Genomic DNA, 17,552 nt, shown 5'->3' with positions numbered 1-17,552 from the left:
CGTATAGACGATAGACGATAGACGATAGACGATAGACGATAGACGATAGACGATAGACGATAGACGATAGACGATAGACGATAGACGATAGACGATAGAATATTTTAAATTGAATCAGAGAAAGATCTAGGAATTAACGCAAGAAAGGAAAATAAAAGAGAGAGGATTATGAGAAGAATGGTGGGTCGTACTGGATTCGAACCAGTGACCAATTGATTAAAAGTCAACTGCTCTACCAACTGAGCTAACGACCCGCTCATAATTTTCTATGTTCTAACAACCTAATGGTCGGAGTAGAGAGATTCGAACTCCCGACATCCTGCTCCCAAAGCAGGCGCGCTACCAGACTGCGCTATACTCCGATTGGCTCCTCGAACTGGACTCGAACCAGTGACCCAATGATTAACAGTCATTTGCTCTACCAACTGAGCTATCGAGGAATTAATAAGGTTTGCAGAATTATATTCTGACGATAGTTGGTGGGTCGTACTGGATTCGAACCAGTGACCAATTGATTAAAAGTCAACTGCTCTACCAACTGAGCTAACGACCCAACTATCAGAGTAATGGGGTGGACGATGGGGCTTGAACCCACGACCGCCGGAATCACAATCCGGAGCTCTACCAACTGAGCTACGCCCACCATTACTAGGTGACGATAAAATTAAATGGTCGGAGTAGAGAGATTCGAACTCCCGACATCCTGCTCCCAAAGCAGGCGCGCTACCAGACTGCGCTATACTCCGATCTGGCTCCTCGAACTGGACTCGAACCAGTGACCCAATGATTAACAGTCATTTGCTCTACCAACTGAGCTATCGAGGAACTAATTTTATCTTTGCTTACAACACAACAACCTTCCTAAAAGGAAGATGGCGGAGGAGGAGAGATTCGAACTCTCGGTAGGCTATTAACCTACGCCAGTTTTCAAGACTGGTGCATTAAACCGCTCTGCCACCCCTCCGTTGCGAGCGAGATGTATAATACTGATTTGAGATTTCAGTGCAACATCTTTTTTAAAAAAAGTTAACTTTTTCCAACTTTTTCTACTACATAGCCCTGATCTGCCCCTGGACGGATCCAAACATTGGAATACCAGTAATAATGCTTCGCACTTTGATCTGGCATGGTGCAGTTAATTCTTCCACGACCAACACTAAATGCGCTGGGCGCAGTAACCACGACTTCGTTCTTCTCTATCCAGTTCAACGACGCCTTGCCTTGGCCGGAGACATAACAGGCCAAATCTTTCAGGCGATAGTTGCCCGGCTTAAACGTTAAACGAATAGACACAGGTTTATCCGTCGCAAAATCCCCGCCACTTTCTTCATTAAGAAGAGGCATAGGCTTAGACGCCAGCTTCACTTTTAAAGTAGACAGTTTGGCAAAACGTCCAGATGCCGGAAAACGTGGCAGATCTTCAAAGTTAGAATCCGCACTGACCACACCGGACTGCTGACCAAACGCCATAAGTCCTCGTTCTTTTACCAGTGCACGTATTACATCGTTGGACTCGCCATAAGGGTAAGCCAACATTTTAGGAGAATGCCCTAGTTGCTCATTCAATATGGTTTCTACGGTATCCACTTCATGGGCCATACGAGCTGACCATTGATCGTTGGTTTCACCCGCTTCTTTTCTTAACATGTAAGGATGATTGATCGTATGGTTGGCAAACACACCACCAGACTTCTCCATCTCTTTAATGTCTTGCCAAGTCAAAAAGTGATGATTTCGTCCAATCGGCTTAGTATTCAGAAAAACGGTGAACGGAAAACCTCTTTCCTTAAGAATAGGAAAACCGCCTAGATAGATGTCTCGATACGCATCGTCAAAAGTAATCGCGACCGCTTTATCAGGTAAGCTCTGATGTTTTTTCAACTTCTCTAATGCGTCTTTCAAATCAACCACTTGAAAACCAGCGGTTTTAAGGTAATCCATCTGCTCGGTAAACTGAGCTGGCGTAAGCGAGGTAGAAGCAGGGGTTGTCTTACTCACATGATGGTATTGAAGAATCGGCAAATAATCCTGAGCACTGACCCCAACACTCATCATCATGGTGCTGATCAGCACACTGCTACGTACTTTAGATAACATTCAATCGTCTCTCTGCTTAAAATTTGTGCTCATTCTACGCGACAGCTTTAACAAAAAGCCAGCCATCGAAAACAAACTGTTACGGTCATTTTGATACTTCACTGCATCTACACGAGACCCAACAAGCCTTCTACACTTAATTTCATCATATCGCAGCATTAAAGAGAGAATTAGCATGAACCGATCTACATTTTTTCAAAACCTCGAGCGCCAGCTAGAAGAGCTAAAAGAACAAGGCCTTTATAAAGAAGAAAGAGCGTTAGCGTCTCCGCAATCTAGCCAAGTAACCACCGCCGACAATGCTAGCTTGATCAACCTTTGCGCTAACAACTATCTAGGTCTCGCCAACAATAAAGATGTCACACAAGCAGCCCATGAAGCGCTAGATACTTTTGGCTATGGTATGGCGTCTGTGCGCTTTATCTGTGGCACACAAAATATTCACACCACATTAGAAGCCCAAATTAGCCAGTTTTTACAAATGGAAGACACCATACTCTACTCGTCTTGTTTTGATGCTAATGGTGGTTTATTTGAAACCTTGCTGAATAGTGAAGACGCGATTATCAGTGATGCTCTTAACCATGCCAGCATCATTGACGGGATTCGTTTATGCAAAGCCAAACGCTACCGCTACGCCAACAACAATATGCAAGAACTAGAAGCGCAACTACAACAAGCAGACGCCGATGGGGCTAAAACAAAACTGATCGTCACCGACGGTGTGTTTTCCATGGACGGCATTATTGCTGACCTTAAATCCATTTGTGATTTAGCCGACCAATACGACGCTCTCGTGATGGTTGACGATTCTCATGCCGTTGGCTTTTTAGGTGAAAATGGTCGCGGCAGCCATGAGTACTGCGACGTCATGGGTCGAGTAGACATTATTACCGGCACTTTAGGTAAGGCTTTAGGCGGCGCATCGGGCGGCTACACCAGCGCCTCAAAACCCATTGTTGAATGGTTGCGCCAACGTTCACGCCCTTATTTATTTTCCAACTCATTGGCGCCAGTCATTACCGCCACCACATTGGAAATTTTAGAGCTCATCAAAAAAGGCAACGACGCTCGCTTGCAACTTAAAGCGAACAGCGCTTATTTTAGAGAAAAGATGAGCCAATTAGGGTTCAACCTAGTGCCCGGCGACCACCCTATCATTCCCGTTATTCTTGGCGACGCCAAATTAGCCAAGGAAATGGCCAACGCACTTTATCAAGAAGGGATTTATGTCACCGGTTTTTCCTACCCTGTGGTGCCTATGGGAAAAGCCAGAATCCGCACTCAAATGTCAGCCTCATTAACCAAAGAGCAGCTTGATCACGCGATTGATGCTTTCGCCAAAATTGGCCGTTCTCTGAACATTATTTAAGGAGTCACACCATGAAAACGCTTGCCAAGCTACACGCAGAAAAAGGCATCTGGATGACTGACGCACCATACCCAGAATGCGGCCATAACGACGTCGTTATTAAAATACATAAAACCGCCATTTGCGGTACTGACATGCACATTTACCATTGGGATGAGTGGGCGCAGAACACCATTCCTGTGCCAATGACCGTTGGTCACGAATTTGTCGGCGAGATCGCTGAAATCGGCGCCGAAGTAAACGGCTTTCATATCGGCGATCGAGTGTCTGGTGAAGGTCACATCACTTGTGGTCATTGCCGTAACTGTCGAGCAGGCCGACGCCATTTATGCCGTGAGACATTAGGCGTTGGGGTTAACCGAACTGGCGCGTTTGGTGAGTATTTAGTGATCCCTGCCAGTAACGCTTTTAAAATCCCTGACGACATCAGCGATGACATGGCAGCCATTTTCGACCCATTTGGTAATGCCACACACACGGCCTTGTCTTTTGACCTTACGGGCGAAGATGTATTGATTACCGGCGCAGGTCCAATCGGCGCCATGGCTGCCGCGATCGCCAAACACGTTGGCGCAAGAAATGTGGTGATTACCGACGTCAATGACTTCCGTTTAGAGCTGGCAAAGAAAATGGGCGCGACTCGCACCGTCAATGTTAGCCAAGAGTCATTAAAAGACGTCATGAAAGAAGTCGGCATGACAGAAGGCTTTGATGTGGGCCTAGAAATGTCAGGCAATGGGGCTGCATTTTCATCCATGCTGGAATGCATGAATCACGGTGGCAAAATTGCCATGCTCGGCATTCCTGGCAAAGAAACCACCATTGATTGGAACCAAGTTATTTTCAAAGGGCTTATCATTAAAGGTATCTATGGCCGAGAAATGTATGAGACCTGGTATAAGATGGTGGCCATGCTGCAATCTGGTCTCGATATTAGCCCGATTGTGACACATCACTTCCCTATTTCGCAGTTTCAGGAAGGATTTGAGGCGATGGCATCTGGCCAATCAGGGAAAGTTATCCTTAATTGGGATTAATCCTACCGACTCTGTTGCGTCAAACTGAGCTTCGCGTTAGCGTAATCTTTTTGCACTCAACAGAGCCTTCTCATGTTAGAAATCGGTACCCATGCGCACCCTACTCCTCATCAGGATGCGCTTTATATTTTATTGCATAAAAACCAAGTTTTAATCGAATCAGAAGAACGTTTCCTTATTCCTTTTACGGCTTTTCAGCCTGACGCGAATATGCGTGCTGTGTATTGCGGTCAGTGGCTTTCTGCAGACGATTCACGACAAGATGTGTTTGTGTGCCGTTTTGAAAACATGCCCAGAGGCTTTCGCGAGATGGGCTTGCGTGAATTACTCTTCTTACAAAACGAAGCCAACTATCTTCTACTGAGCCGCGCCCACCAGCTTTCAACCTGGGATAGAGACCACAGATTCTGCGGTCGCTGCGGCACAGAAATGCGCAACAGGCATACCACAGAACACACTAAAATCTGCCCAACCTGTAATCTACGCCACTATCCTAGGATTTCACCTTGCATCATAGTCTCGGTCAAAAAAGGCAATAAGCTACTGCTCGCCAGAGGCACACAGATGCAAACAGACATGCAAAGCAACATTGCAGGCTTTGTTGAAGCCGGTGAAACGTTAGAGCAAGCGGTCGCCCGCGAAGTCCAAGAAGAAGTGGGCATACAGGTTAAAAACATTCGCTATGCCAGCAGCCAACCTTGGTCTTTTCCCCATCAGTTAATGGTCGGCTTCTTTGCCGATTACGATGGCGGCGAACTGACACCGGCGCCAGGCGAAATAGAAGAAGCCGCGTGGTGGGATATCGATAATCTGCCGAATATTCCTAGCCCTGTGACTATCTCAGGGCAAATCATTAGACAACACGCCCTATGGATACAACAAAACCCAGATAAGTAAACATTCGAACACGAAAACGCTTGTTGGCATCACCCGCCGACAAGCGCTATCGTGACGCATCATTTTTCTGTATAAACCCGCCTTTCGATAAGCATTAAATAGGTAACCACCTGTGGATGAATTGCTACACAGCATAGAACAAAAAGTTCGCCCGTTAATCGGTGCCGGTAAAGTCGCTGACTACATCCCGGCGCTCGCCAACGTGGACCCAAATCAATTTGGCATTGCCATCTATAGCAACAGTGGTGAACTTTTTCACACTGGACAAGCGGACACTGAGTTTTCGATACAGAGTATTTCCAAGGTCTTCAGCTTAACGCTTGCTATGAAACATTATGGTGAAGACATGTGGCAACGAGTGGGTCGTGAGCCATCCGGCAACCCATTCAACTCTCTTGTTCAACTAGAGTATGAGGCGGGCATTCCCCGTAACCCTTTCATCAATGCGGGCGCATTGGTGGTGAGTGACATGAATCAGTCCCGTTTTGCCTCGCCGCACTACGCCATGCGTGAATACATACGCCGCTTATCGGGGAACCAGGGGTTAACCTCCGATAAAACCGTCTCAAATTCAGAGTACGAGTTTCGTGCGCGCAATGCCTCCATGGCGTATTTAATGAAAGCCTTTGGCAACTTTCATAATGACGTAGAAGACGTGCTGCACAATTATTTTGATAACTGTGCCATGCGCATGAGCTGCATTGATCTTGCGAAAGCGTTTAGCTTCTTAGCCAACAAGGGCTATTGCCAGCACAGTGGCGAACAAGTTATTAGCGCTCGCGAAGCCAAACAGGTCAATGGACTATTAGCCACCAGCGGCTTATACGACGAAGCCGGAAACTTTGCCTATCGTGTTGGATTACCAGGTAAAAGTGGTGTTGGAGGCGGCATTGTTGCCATAGTACCAAACCGCTTTTCGGTGTGTGTCTGGTCGCCAGAATTAAATACATCAGGCAACTCCTTGGCAGGCATTGCGGCTTTAGAAGCCCTTTCAGACAGTATCGGCTGGTCTGTTTTTGGCTAATCTTTAGCCACCTTAATCGCGCAATAAAAAAAAAGGCACTGGGCCTTTTTTTTGTTGCGCGTGTTACTTAATCTAGCGACTCAACCAGTCACGACCTTATAACAAGGAATGTATTCACTGCCTGGCAACTTCATGCGCTGCTGAGTAACGAAAGCCTGCAATAACGCGTCTAATTTTTCCAACAGCAATTTATCACCGTGGATTTCAAAAGGGCCAAACTCTTTGATATAAGCTACGCCTTGCGCCTTAACGTTACCAGCGACGATAGACGAGAAAGCACGACGTAAATCCGCCGCCAATAAATGCGTTTCCTGACCAAAGTGCAAATTCAAGCCACGTACTTTGTCATGAGTCGGTTCAAACGGATGCTGAAATTCTTCTGGAATGTACAGCTTCCAATTATAATAAAAGGCATCTTGGTGCGCTTTACGATAATGACGTACGTCTTCTAGGCCTTGCTTCATCGCACGCGCCACAGCCACTTCATCTTCTATAATGATTTGGTATTTCTCTTGTGCCTCTTTCCCTAACACATCACCAATAAAAGCGTGGATCTGCTCAAAGTAATCCGCACTTTCTTTTGGTCCAGTGAAGATCAATGGGAAAGGCACATTGGCATTTTTGGGATGCAGCAAAATACCTAAAATATACAGAATTTCTTCAGCAGTACCCGCTCCACCAGGAAACACAATGATGCCATGTCCAGTACGAACAAAGGCCTCTAGGCGCTTCTCAATGTCTGGCATGATCACCAGCTTGTTCACAATCGGGTTAGGTGACTCTGCTGCTATGATGCCAGGCTCGGTTAACCCCAAGTAAACACCGGTATGAATTCGCTGTTTCGCGTGCGCTATGGCCGCGCCCTTCATCGGCCCTTTCATCGCGCCAGGCCCACAGCCGGTACAGATATTTAACTCACGCAATCCAAGTTGATGACCTACTCGCTTGGTGTAATCGTATTCGTTACGAGCAATCGAGTGCCCTCCCCAACAGACCACCATGTCTGGGCTTTGAATGCGGCGAAACACATTGGCATTGCGCAGCAATTCAAATACCACATTGGTGATTTTATCAGAGCTTGCCGAGTCTAGGCCGCGCGCTAAATTGTATTCGTGATAAGTAAAAATAATGTCACGCAGCACGCTAAACAACATTTCGCGCACGCTACTGATCATTTTGCCGTCCACAAAGGCGCTTGCTGGGGCATTTTTTAATTGCAGTTTGACGCCACGCTCTTGTTGAATAATACGGACATCAAAATCTTTGAACTCTTCCATGACGGCGTTCGCGTCATCGGAGTCACTGCCGCAGTTTAAAATGGCCAATGCGCAGCTGCGGAATAAAGAATGAAGTGAACCAGAATCATCGGACATGCGAGATATCTCATCTTGCGATAACATCTCCAATGCCCCTTTCGGTGCGACTAGCGCATCAACGCGATCTTCGTACAACATGATCGCTCTCCTTTTCATATGTTATTGTCTTAGTCGCTATCTTGGTTACGGATAGCCTATTTATCAAGCCATAAAAAATGGAGAAAAGCGACAAACGCGCGCTATTTAGCCAAATAACCTCGAATCGATTGGTAATGAAGGGACTGCATTTCGGTTAAACGGCTGTAAGTTCGCCGAAATTCGAACAACAAGGCGCCATTTTGATAAAGAGAGGCCAATGGCACATCCGCACTTAAATACAGCACCACTTGATGGTCATAGCATTCGTCGACCAAACTAATAAAACGTCGTACTGCGTCGTCATTAATGCCCAAAGACACCACCCGCTCACCAGTTTGCCCCGACCCAATGGCACCATCTTCCGTACCTCGCGCTTTTATCCGCTCGTAGGGTTCGTTGCTTAATACAGGAATACCAGACACAAAAATACAAGGAAAACGCTGCGCCAGTTCGATGTAGTCTAAAGAAGATCGCGGCCCATCACACAGGTCAAAAAAATCAAACCAAGCAACATTGTCAGACGCCTTTCTAACGGCAATGGCCCGGCGGCATACGCTAAGCGGTGCCGAAGATACCCGCCCATGAGACAAGGTTAAAAAAGCCAGCTCTAAGGCATTTTCATCTTGCACAAAATACACAGGGTCCGTTCCCTTGTGACGCATCCTGTGATCTTCTTCACCATGCAGATGAATACTCTCTAAGTTGCGCTGCAATAACGCAATCGACGGTTCAAAGCGTTGTTTTTGCAATTGGCTCTGGAACAGGCCTTCTACGGGAATATTAGAGGTTGCAACCAGTAAGACACCCTCTTTAAAGAGCGACTCGACCAACCCGCCTAACAACATGGCATCGCCAATGTCGGAGACGAAAAATTCATCGAAACACAACACCTTGCACTCTGTCGCTAAGCGCTTAGCAATGCCTTCTAATGGGTTCTTTTGACCGAACGCCAAATTAAGTTCACGGTGCAAACGTGCCATAAAATGATGGAAATGCAGCCTTAACCCCATCCCCTCTGGCAAACACTCGTAAAAGAGATCCATTAAAAAGGTCTTTCCACGGCCCACATCTCCCCATAGATACACCCCTTTCACCGGATTAGATGGAAGGTCAGAGGAGGCGACAACGCGGCTCTGTGAGCGAGCCGCCATAAGGTTTGTGTAGACACCATCTAACGCCAACAGCGCCGCCTGCTGATGTTCGTCAAAACGAATGTCTTGATGTCGTAGTTTCTCTTCGTACACAGTGATCGGTGAGGACATAAAAAGATAAGCGCTGATGAATAAAGCAATATTGTCGCCGCTGGCTAAAGGTTTCTCAAGACACTTTGTTTGTCGATCATCAAGCAAAGTGTCTATTTCCTCCACATAATCACCAAATTAGACGCTTACGCAGCCTCGCCGGTTGTCACTCTCTTTATCGCTTTTTGGTAATGAGGCATGGCTTCGACCTGTTTTATAAAGCGGCCAATATTAGGGTAAGCAGACAGGTCAAGACGAGCGCTTGCTGCGATTAAGGGAAAACTCATTTGAATGTCTGCCCCAGAGACACGATCACCAGCAAACCAAGTACGTTCTGCTAAAGTACGCTCAATAAACGCCAGCTGAGGCATCAATCTAGGGATTAAGAAACTCGAGTGAACTTTTTGACCAATCGATTTGGCAATCGGCTTGGCAAAAAAAGGCATTGGACTGGTCGTTATCTTGGTAAACACTAGCTTCATCACCAATAGTGGCATTAAGGAGCCTTCCGCAAAATGCAGCCAATAACGATAATCTAATAAAGCCTGCCCTGCAGTCGGTCTGAAACGCTCATCCAGATCGTACCGCTCAATCAAGTATTCGATAATCGCACCAGACTCTGCAATCACCAGCTCGCCGTCACTCAAAATCGGCGCTTTGCCAAGAGGGTGTATACTGAAAAGCGACTCTGGTGCGGCCAGGGTGACAGGGTCCCGCTGATATTGAATCACCTCGTAAGCCAGCCCTAATTCTTCCAGTAACCACAACACTCGCTGTGAGCGAGATTGTTCCAAATGGTGAAGCGTTATCATGTTATCTCCTTATGAGTCAGAGGAATTATGAGTACCTTTAACCCTATACGAGTAAGACCTCTTATTGGATGACTTATCTGACCAGTTTCTCAGCGCTTGGCGCAGGAATACTTGTTCACCTTCACGCTAAACGATAGAGTAGAGATCTGAATGAGATTGGCTACGCTTCGGCTCTTTATATAGAAGACGATGCATTATCCCTATCGTTATTAACCATACCGTTTCTCACATTTTTATAACCCTCTAATACAAATGCTCATGCATTTGCTTAGGCTGATACCCCTATTATGAATAACATACTGAAGCCAAGATTCATTGCCATTCTCATTTTGCCTTTCGTGCTGGCGGTTTCCATTGTGCTTGTCTATTTGGATTTTGAGCGCAGGGAAAGTTTTTCCAACTCCCATGTGGTTTCTGAAGTGAATCGTGTTTATAGCAACGCAGACAGCATCTTAAATAAATTCTATTGGGACAGCGTAGACACCACCATTCACGTTACCTTTCAAGGCGTTCAGCAGGATATATTTAAAATAAAAGATTCAACCAAAGGCGCCTATAACGACCTTGATACCATCTTTAGAAATTCATTCTTGATGAATAAGTCCGTCACTCAAGTACGATGGATTGATAAAAATGGCCTGGAACGCTACCGCATGAATCGAACCTTGGAAAAGGGTAAAAAAGACGAGATTAGCGTCGTAGACAAAGACCAATTACAAAACAAATCCGGGCGCTACTACTTCACCGAAGCGAAGGAGTTAAGCAGTGGCTACATCTATTTGTCTAAACTGGATTTGAATATAGAAAACAACGTCATAGTAACGCCTTATCAGCCAACGATAAGACTGGCCACACCGATTAAAGACGCTGAAAATCAGTTCCAAGGCATTATCGTCATCAACTTCAATTTAAATGACCTTTTCCAGAAACTGAATCAGCTAAGCTCACCGGGCATCGATGTTGATTTATTTAACGAGCAAGGCAGCTTGCGTTATTCTAACTCGTTCTCTGATTCCTCTTTCCTAGACATACTCAACAATGGCGTTTTGAATGGAAATAAGCAGACGTTAGAAGGTTTCTACCAGAAGAGAGATGAGTTCGAAGCCATCAAATCAGGCGCTAAAAATCTACCTTACCACACCCTTGGTGGCGTCGATTACGCCCCACAAGTAAGAGCAGAAGAGAGCATTTATCTACTTGTTTCAACCAAACAAACCTATTTGGATCGACTATTTAAAGACAATCTCCTTGAGTCATCCATCATTGGGCTTATTGCATTAATATCTGGGATCTTACTTTTAATCTTAATTCACAGGTATGATAAAAAAGTCATCCGATTAAACAGTGAACTGAACAAGCAACTCAAAATATCTGAAAACTCCAGAGCGTTTAAATCTCAATTCCTCGCCAATATGAGTCATGAAATACGCACCCCAATGACCGCAATATCTGGGTTGCTAGAGTTACTGCTCAAGGAAGACCTAGATGAGAAAATACTCAAACGCCTGAAAATCATCAAAGATTCTTCCGATGGTTTACGAAGAATCATCAATGACATTTTAGACCTGAGCAAAATAGAAAGCGGAAAGTCTGTTCTTTCCAAATCGGAATTTAGGCCATCCCTTACCATAGAGCGCAGCATATCAACCTTCAATGGCTCCGCTAATTTAAACGGCTCTGAATTATTACTGGATATGGAACCTAGCTTATTCTTCTACTATTGCTTAGGGGATGAATATCGAATTGAACAAGTCATTAACAACTTACTCAGCAATGCCATTAAATTCAGTGGTGGCAAACCCATTACGCTTGCCGTGAGCTACACCACGAACAGTAAGAAGACATTAACACTGTCTTGTGCCGTCATAGACCAAGGCGTTGGCATGTCCGACTCTCTGGTTGCGACATTAGGTGAAAAATTCACCCAAGCCGACAACACGGTATCAAAAGAGAATGGCGGCACAGGCTTAGGGTTATCGATCTCCAAAGAACTATTACGCTCTATGGGATCTGACTTAGAAATCAAAAGCGAACTGGGTAAAGGGTCAGAGTTCGGCTTCACTCTAGAGCTAGACGTGGTGAAAGAAGAGAGCGTGATCGATCGTGAAAAAATCAACATCTACGCACTCAACGTATGGGTCATCAACAAAATAAACAAAAGCTCAGACTTTATTAATAAGCTCTTTCGCCATTGGGGCTGTAATGCCACCGCCATCTCCACTCAAGATGAGCTAGAGAATGCCATTCAGTCACTTTCAACAAGCGATAACCCGCTCGATTTCATCATCTTCGACATCGAGAACCCTGTTTCCCTAGACGATGTGCAAACTGTTATCGACCGTTTTTCTACTAAGCAGCTCGGCCTAACCAAGCTGGTGTTAATGTCATCTAACGAGCAAAACGCGAGAACCTACAAAGACACGGCTATCGAAGTGTATTTTATTAAGAAGCCCGTTACTGTCTCTAACTTTCTAGAGCTGCTGCAAAACCTAGAATTAGTGCCTAACATTCAGCTTGTCGAAGATGACAGTAGCAACCTAGTCAAAACATTAGAGGCTAAGATTATTGATCGAGTTGCTCGCATCGGGGCGCCAAAAATACTGCTGGTGGAAGATAATTTAACCAACCAAAGTATTATTTCGGAGATTTTTAAAAGCGTTAACATCAATGTCGTGCTTGCCAACAATGGCCAAGAAGCGGTTGATAGCGTGCACAACAATGATTTTGATATCGTCTTTATGGACGTTCAAATGCCCGTGATGGATGGATTAGAAGCCACCAAGATCATTCGACATAGCTTCTCCTTAGACGAACTCCCTATCATTGCATTATCAGCAGGCGTCACAGAGCAAGAGTTTCATACGTCCAAAGAAGTGGGTATGAATAGCCATGTTCCAAAACCAATAGATATGAACAAGTTGATGCAAGCCATCATCGACTATTGGCCAGAGCAAACCGTGATAGACAAAGAGAAATCCGTAGATAGCGCCCCAATCGTCATCCCCAAAACAAGTGAGATAAGCTTAGACGAGCTCAATCAAATGGACCGCTTTGATCTATCAAACACTATATTCAAATGGATCGGCAGTGATGCCTATTACACAGTATTAGACTCTTTCCTAGCCGACTATGCAGAACTTAATGTCAGCAATGAAACATTAACCTATGCGGAAAAAACAGCCTACGTACACAAGTTAAAAGGCGTCAGTGGCAACATAGGTGCCATGTCGTTGTTTGCAAGCTGTGCAGAGTTTGAAGCGCAATTGAATGAAAAAGACATTTCAATCACTCCCCTACTCACAGAACTCATGGAGGACATTGAAACATTGAAACGCACCAAGCAATAAGGCGTCAGCGTCGCGCCTTAATTGACGATTTCTCTTAAGGCCTGAGGCTTAGACGACTGATTCGCACCTTTCCTAGACTGCTTAACTTTTATTAGGTTGGGCAAATATATAGCCGTCAAAATCTGGCGCTTCGGTATCTGATAAAGCAAACAAGGTTTGTTTTACATTCTCTAAATGCTGCCACATGGCTTGTCTTGCGCCACTTTCACTGCGCTTTTTCAATTGCGTCAAAATGTCCTTATGATCATCAATCCACTGACCATGGTAGGAAGAGTCTTTGATCCGTGCGTGCAGCTGGTGCCACATAGGATTACTGTCGCGCATTTCCCACAATCGAGTCGCCGTGTCTAACAGCAAGGTGTTTTGCGTCGCTTTTGCGATTAACAAGTGAAACTCTCTGTCTGCCGAATTGGCTTTCTCGACAGAGTTCAGTTCAGCCCCTTCCAACGCCAAAGTTTCTTGCAGTTTCTGAATGTCCGCTTTTGTAATAGACAGCGCCGCTTGCGCTGCAATCGCACTTTCGAGAACTTGTCGAGCTTGCAGCATTTCAAACGGCCCTACATCGGATATCTCTGGCAGTGACGTTTGTGAAGAAAGTGTATTTTTTAAGTAGCTGCCTGAGCCTTTTCTCACTTCAATCAAGTCTTCGATTTCGAGCATGATGAAGGCTTCTCGAACCAAGGTTCGACTGACCCCAAAAAGCTCTGCATAAACACGCTCCGTCGGCAGTTTATCTCCCACCTGTAACGCGGATTTTTCTATTTCGAGCCTAATCTTTTGCCCAATCTCTCTATACAGTCGTTCAGCCATAATATTTTCTTAAAAGTATCAAACAATCTGGTATGCCATTTTTACCGAAGCACTCATAGAAGTCGATTATTTAATCAAAAAACTCATTTTAAACCTAAATTTGGTATGCCAATTTTAACTGAGGCCTTGTTTTTGTCTTTTTTTCACGCTACTTTTAGCCAACAGATTGAATTTGGTATGCCAAAAAAATAATAACTAGGTGTCATTTCATGAAAATCATATCAGCCAAAGTAATAGTCACTTGCCCAGGCCGCAACCTCGTTACACTGAAAATAGAAACAGATTCTGGCGTCTATGGTATTGGCGATGCGACTCTCAATGGCCGTGAATTAGCCGTTGTATCCTATTTACAAGACCATGTCATTCCCACCTTAATTGGCAAAGACCCCCATCGAATCGAAGATATTTGGCAGTATTTATACCGTGGAGCTTACTGGCGCCGTGGTCCTATTAGTATGACGGCAATTGCCGCTGTCGATGTCGCACTATGGGACATCAAAGCAAAAATTGCAGAGCTACCTCTTTATCAATTACTCGGCGGAAAAAGCCGTGACAAAGTCATGGTTTACGGGCACGCCACAGGCTTAGACATCGAAAGTTGCTTAACTGAAGTGGAACGCCATATTGAACTAGGCTACAAAGCGGTACGCGTACAATGCGGCATTCCAGGCATAGCAACGACTTACGGTGTGGCTAAAGAAGCAGGAAAGCCTTACGAACCAGCCGATGCCTGCTTGCCTTCTGAACATGTATGGTCGACTGAAAAATACTTAAACCACGTGCCGTCTCTATTTAAAGCGGTGCGTGAAAGGTTCGGTGAAGAACTGCATATTTTGCACGATGTACACCATAGGTTAACCCCCATTCAAGCGGCCAGATTAGGCAAAGAAGTTGAGCCTTATCACTTATTTTGGTTAGAAGACTGCACGCCAGCAGAAAACCAAGCTGCGTTTGAATTAATACGCAAACACACCACTACGCCATTGGCGGTAGGCGAAGTTTTTAACAGCTTACATGACTGCCAAGAACTCATTCAAAATCAATTAATTGATTATATTCGCGCGCCTATTACACACGCAGGCGGGATTACGAATGTACGTAGAATTGCCGACTTTGCAGCGCTCTACCAAGTCAAAACAGGTTTCCATGGAGCGACTGACTTGTCGCCTGTTTGCATGGGAAGCGCTTTGCATTTTGATACTTGGGTCCCTAATTTTGGCATTCAAGAGCACATGCCTCACAGCCCAGAAACAGAGGCGGTTTTCCCCCATGCCTACCAATTTAAAGAGGGCTTCTTTACACCTGGAGAAGCCCCAGGTCATGGCGTGGATATCAACGAAGAATTAGCCGCAAATTACCCCTATAAACCTGCTTACCTTCCCGTTAATAGACTGGAAGACGGCACCTTATGGAATTGGTGAAAACAATGAAAGCGTTCCAAGTAGCAAACATCAATGACTATGCTCTGATTGAGGTTCAATCCCCCCAAGCCGAACCGGGAGAAGTCTTGATCAAAACCTCATTTGCCGGCATATGCGGGTCAGATCTCCACATCATTCATGGTCAAAACCCATTTGTGCAATTCCCTCGCATTACAGGTCATGAGTTCTCTGGCGTCATAGTCGCAGTTGGGGAGGGAGTAGAAAACCTTAAACCAGGCGATAGAGTCTGCGTGGACCCTGTCATCAGTTGTGGAGAGTGTTACCCCTGCCGAATCGGCCGCGTCAATGTCTGTGCAAACCTTCAGGTGCTTGGCGTGCATCGCAATGGGGGATTTGGGGAATTCACCAGCGCCCCCGCTAGCAACGTTGTGGTGTTACCGGATACCGTCACATTAGAGCAAGCCGCTTTGGTTGAACCCTATTCTATCGCAACCAATGTACTGACCAGGATGGGGCCACTGCCAGGTGACAGCTTATTGGTTTATGGCGCAGGTGTGATTGGCTTGACCATAGTTCAGGTCGCTAAAGCTATGGGGATCGAGCGCATCATTGTCACCGACATTGTTGAGGAGCGTCTAGAGAATGCTTTAGCACTCGGAGCAACCGACATTATTAACAGCCGTCACGACAATGTTGAAGAACGCATTCAAGAACTGACGAAAGGAGAAGGCGTACCACTTATTGCTGACGCGGCTTGCATCCCTTCGTTACTGCCAGAAATTCTACGCATTGCCTGCCCTGCAGGTCGTATTGGTTTACTGGGGTTTAACTCAGTACCCAGTGATTTAGCACAGATAGAAGTCATCAAAAAAGAGTTGACGATTGTCGGCTCTCGATTGAACAACCGCCGCTTTCCACAAGTATTAGAAATGATTGCGTCAGGTCGTCTTGATCCGCTGGCTATGATCAGCCATCGAATCTCGTTGAATGAAATATCCGAGGGAATCCAGCTAATGGAGAACCACCCAGAACTCACTCGTAAAGTGCTTGTAGAGATGAGCGAGTAACAGTAAAACCCCTTAAATCTAACAATAAAAAAACGGAGTTATTTATGATCAAACCTATGTTCAAACTCGCTTTAATATCCTCAGTTCTACTAGCAGGATTGTCTCAAGCCGCCGAAGTTACATTGAAATTTGGCCACCCAGCTAATGAAGAGAATATTTGGCACAAAGCCGCGATGAAATTCAAAGAAGTCGCTGAAACTGAGTCCAATGGCCGTATCGAAGTGAAACTTTACCCAAGTGAGCAACTTGGTAAAGAAATGGATGTAATCAACAGCATTCAATTAGGCACTGCCGATATGACAATCACCGGCGAATCATTGCAAAACTGGGCACCAAAAGCCGCCTTAATGGCCGTGCCTTATGCATTTACCAGTTCCGAGCAACTGACCAAAGCGGTCAATGGCGAAGTGGGTAAAGAAATCAGTGAGCAAATCACACAACGCACCGGTTTGAAGCCGATTGCTTGGTTTGAGCGTGGCCCTCGTCATTTAACGTCTAATCGCAAAATTATGACACCCGATGATCTAAATGGTCTGAAGTTACGGGTTCCTAACGTGCCTCTGTTCGTTAAAACATGGCAAGCACTGGGTGCCAAACCAATCCCGATGGCTTTTAGCGAAGTATTTACCTCGTTGCAACAAAACACCATTGATGGACAAGAGAATCCACTCAGTTTAATCAACAGTGCCAGCTTCTACGAAGTGCAAAAATACGTCAATTTGACTGGCCACGTACGCAGTTGGATCTATGTTGTTATCGGACAAGACAAATTGAACAGCATGCCAGCGGATCTGCAAGCAATAGTCTTAGATGCGGGTAAACAAATGCAAACTTACGAGCATAAGATGTTCGCCAGCGATGAAGCCCAGCTAAGAACAACACTGGAGTCTCACGGTATGGAGTTTGTCACACCAGACCTAGAAGCTTTTAAAGCGAAAGCAAAAGAAGCCGTTCAAGCAGCGCTAACCGATGAGCAACTTGAGCTATTCAAAAAGATCTAAATTAGGTTAAT

Annotated in this window: 13 protein-coding genes and 8 tRNA genes; 8 read left to right on the top strand and 13 right to left on the bottom strand. The window is 45.4% G+C overall.

From position 1 onward, the window contains the following. Nucleotides 1-178: 178 nt before the first annotated feature. From ACIGBN_RS14540 to ACIGBN_RS14500, 9 genes are all read right to left on the bottom strand, one after another. Nucleotides 179-254: transfer RNA gene (locus tag ACIGBN_RS14540), tRNA-Lys, on the bottom strand. 31 nt (nucleotides 255-285) lie between these two features. Next, a tRNA-Pro gene (locus tag ACIGBN_RS14535) sits at nucleotides 286-362 on the bottom strand. Nucleotides 363-364: 2 nt separating this feature from the next. Continuing rightward, nucleotides 365-440 (bottom strand) — tRNA-Asn (locus tag ACIGBN_RS14530). A gap of 37 nt (nucleotides 441-477) precedes the next feature. Continuing rightward, a tRNA-Lys gene (locus tag ACIGBN_RS14525) sits at nucleotides 478-553 on the bottom strand. A gap of 14 nt (nucleotides 554-567) precedes the next feature. Next, nucleotides 568-643, bottom strand: a tRNA-His gene (locus ACIGBN_RS14520). Nucleotides 644-669: 26 nt separating this feature from the next. Beyond that, nucleotides 670-746 (bottom strand) — tRNA-Pro (locus tag ACIGBN_RS14515). A gap of 3 nt (nucleotides 747-749) precedes the next feature. Then, nucleotides 750-825 (bottom strand) — tRNA-Asn (locus ACIGBN_RS14510). A gap of 48 nt (nucleotides 826-873) precedes the next feature. Further along, nucleotides 874-964 (bottom strand) — tRNA-Ser (locus ACIGBN_RS14505). Between the two features lie 62 nt (nucleotides 965-1,026). After that, nucleotides 1,027-2,097, bottom strand: a complete 1,071-nt coding sequence (locus ACIGBN_RS14500; RefSeq protein ID WP_396666262.1) for a polysaccharide deacetylase family protein — start codon at nucleotides 2,095-2,097, stop codon at nucleotides 1,027-1,029. A gap of 175 nt (nucleotides 2,098-2,272) precedes the next feature. Here ACIGBN_RS14500 and ACIGBN_RS14495 point away from each other — a divergent pair, with 175 nt between their 5' ends. From ACIGBN_RS14495 to glsB, 4 genes are all read left to right on the top strand, one after another. Next, nucleotides 2,273-3,469: a glycine C-acetyltransferase gene (locus ACIGBN_RS14495; protein WP_396666260.1), complete on the top strand. Its 1,197-nt coding sequence runs from the start codon at nucleotides 2,273-2,275 to the stop codon at nucleotides 3,467-3,469. A gap of 11 nt (nucleotides 3,470-3,480) precedes the next feature. Then, a complete protein-coding gene (gene tdh / locus ACIGBN_RS14490; protein WP_133002684.1) occupies nucleotides 3,481-4,506 on the top strand; it encodes an L-threonine 3-dehydrogenase in 1,026 nt (341 codons plus the stop codon). 72 nt (nucleotides 4,507-4,578) lie between these two features. Continuing rightward, nucleotides 4,579-5,403 (top strand): NAD(+) diphosphatase, encoded by an 825-nt coding sequence (nudC, locus tag ACIGBN_RS14485; protein WP_133002683.1) that lies wholly within the window; start codon nucleotides 4,579-4,581, stop codon nucleotides 5,401-5,403. A gap of 112 nt (nucleotides 5,404-5,515) precedes the next feature. After that, nucleotides 5,516-6,427, top strand: coding sequence for a glutaminase B (gene glsB / locus ACIGBN_RS14480; protein WP_133002682.1), 912 nt, complete (start codon nucleotides 5,516-5,518; stop codon nucleotides 6,425-6,427). An 80-nt stretch (nucleotides 6,428-6,507) separates the two neighbouring features. Here the strand turns inward: glsB and ppnN are convergent, their stop codons facing one another. From ppnN to ACIGBN_RS14465, 3 genes are all read right to left on the bottom strand, one after another. Further along, a complete protein-coding gene (gene ppnN / locus ACIGBN_RS14475; RefSeq protein ID WP_207923344.1) occupies nucleotides 6,508-7,881 on the bottom strand; it encodes a nucleotide 5'-monophosphate nucleosidase PpnN in 1,374 nt (457 codons plus the stop codon). A 101-nt stretch (nucleotides 7,882-7,982) separates the two neighbouring features. After that, a complete protein-coding gene (gene zapE / locus ACIGBN_RS14470) occupies nucleotides 7,983-9,248 on the bottom strand; it encodes a cell division protein ZapE (RefSeq protein ID WP_396666256.1) in 1,266 nt (421 codons plus the stop codon). Nucleotides 9,249-9,268: 20 nt separating this feature from the next. Continuing rightward, nucleotides 9,269-9,934: a glutathione S-transferase gene (locus tag ACIGBN_RS14465; protein WP_396666254.1), complete on the bottom strand. Its 666-nt coding sequence runs from the start codon at nucleotides 9,932-9,934 to the stop codon at nucleotides 9,269-9,271. 287 nt (nucleotides 9,935-10,221) lie between these two features. On the opposite strand from ACIGBN_RS14465, the gene ACIGBN_RS14460 reads away from it, so the two are divergent. Further along, nucleotides 10,222-13,281: a response regulator gene (locus tag ACIGBN_RS14460; RefSeq protein ID WP_396666252.1), complete on the top strand. Its 3,060-nt coding sequence runs from the start codon at nucleotides 10,222-10,224 to the stop codon at nucleotides 13,279-13,281. Nucleotides 13,282-13,362: 81 nt separating this feature from the next. Here the strand turns inward: ACIGBN_RS14460 and ACIGBN_RS14455 are convergent, their stop codons facing one another. Then, the gene (locus ACIGBN_RS14455; RefSeq protein WP_133002679.1) at nucleotides 13,363-14,091 is read right to left on the bottom strand and encodes an FCD domain-containing protein; all 729 of its coding nucleotides are present in this window, start codon (nucleotides 14,089-14,091) and stop codon (nucleotides 13,363-13,365) included. Nucleotides 14,092-14,300: 209 nt separating this feature from the next. On the opposite strand from ACIGBN_RS14455, the gene manD reads away from it, so the two are divergent. The 3 genes from manD to ACIGBN_RS14440 are packed head-to-tail and all read left to right on the top strand — an operon-like array spanning nucleotide 14,301 to nucleotide 17,541. Beyond that, nucleotides 14,301-15,512 carry a D-mannonate dehydratase ManD gene (manD, locus tag ACIGBN_RS14450; RefSeq protein ID WP_396666249.1) on the top strand — a complete coding sequence of 404 codons (1,212 nt, stop codon included), beginning with the start codon at nucleotides 14,301-14,303 and terminating at the stop codon, nucleotides 15,510-15,512. Between the two features lie 5 nt (nucleotides 15,513-15,517). Then, on the top strand, nucleotides 15,518-16,540 hold the full coding sequence (locus ACIGBN_RS14445) for a Zn-dependent oxidoreductase (protein WP_396666247.1): 1,023 nt from the start codon (nucleotides 15,518-15,520) through the stop codon (nucleotides 16,538-16,540). 44 nt (nucleotides 16,541-16,584) lie between these two features. After that, nucleotides 16,585-17,541, top strand: coding sequence for a TRAP transporter substrate-binding protein (locus ACIGBN_RS14440; protein WP_396666245.1), 957 nt, complete (start codon nucleotides 16,585-16,587; stop codon nucleotides 17,539-17,541). The last annotated feature ends 11 nt before the right edge of the window (nucleotides 17,542-17,552 follow it).

It is taken from the genome of Marinomonas sp. NPDC078689 (assembly GCF_044542435.1).
GTDB lineage: Bacteria > Pseudomonadota > Gammaproteobacteria > Pseudomonadales > Marinomonadaceae > Marinomonas > Marinomonas arenicola.
Note: the sequence above shows the minus strand (reverse complement) of the source record. Positions and strands in the feature narration are given on the sequence as shown.

What these genes read in the sequence shown, in the direction of transcription:
- ACIGBN_RS14500 (WP_396666262.1), bottom strand. Translation starts at nt 2,097, where the DNA reads ATGTTATCTAAAGTACGTAGCAGTGTGCTGATCAGCACCATGATGATG.
- ACIGBN_RS14495 (WP_396666260.1), top strand. Translation starts at nt 2,273, where the DNA reads ATGAACCGATCTACATTTTTTCAAAACCTCGAGCGCCAGCTAGAAGAG.
- tdh (WP_133002684.1), top strand. Translation starts at nt 3,481, where the DNA reads ATGAAAACGCTTGCCAAGCTACACGCAGAAAAAGGCATCTGGATGACT.
- nudC (WP_133002683.1), top strand. Translation starts at nt 4,579, where the DNA reads ATGTTAGAAATCGGTACCCATGCGCACCCTACTCCTCATCAGGATGCG.
- ppnN (WP_207923344.1), bottom strand. Translation starts at nt 7,881, where the DNA reads ATGTTGTACGAAGATCGCGTTGATGCGCTAGTCGCACCGAAAGGGGCA.
- ACIGBN_RS14465 (WP_396666254.1), bottom strand. Translation starts at nt 9,934, where the DNA reads ATGATAACGCTTCACCATTTGGAACAATCTCGCTCACAGCGAGTGTTG.
- ACIGBN_RS14460 (WP_396666252.1), top strand. Translation starts at nt 10,222, where the DNA reads ATGAATAACATACTGAAGCCAAGATTCATTGCCATTCTCATTTTGCCT.
- ACIGBN_RS14455 (WP_133002679.1), bottom strand. Translation starts at nt 14,091, where the DNA reads ATGGCTGAACGACTGTATAGAGAGATTGGGCAAAAGATTAGGCTCGAA.
- manD (WP_396666249.1), top strand. Translation starts at nt 14,301, where the DNA reads ATGAAAATCATATCAGCCAAAGTAATAGTCACTTGCCCAGGCCGCAAC.
- ACIGBN_RS14445 (WP_396666247.1), top strand. Translation starts at nt 15,518, where the DNA reads ATGAAAGCGTTCCAAGTAGCAAACATCAATGACTATGCTCTGATTGAG.
- ACIGBN_RS14440 (WP_396666245.1), top strand. Translation starts at nt 16,585, where the DNA reads ATGATCAAACCTATGTTCAAACTCGCTTTAATATCCTCAGTTCTACTA.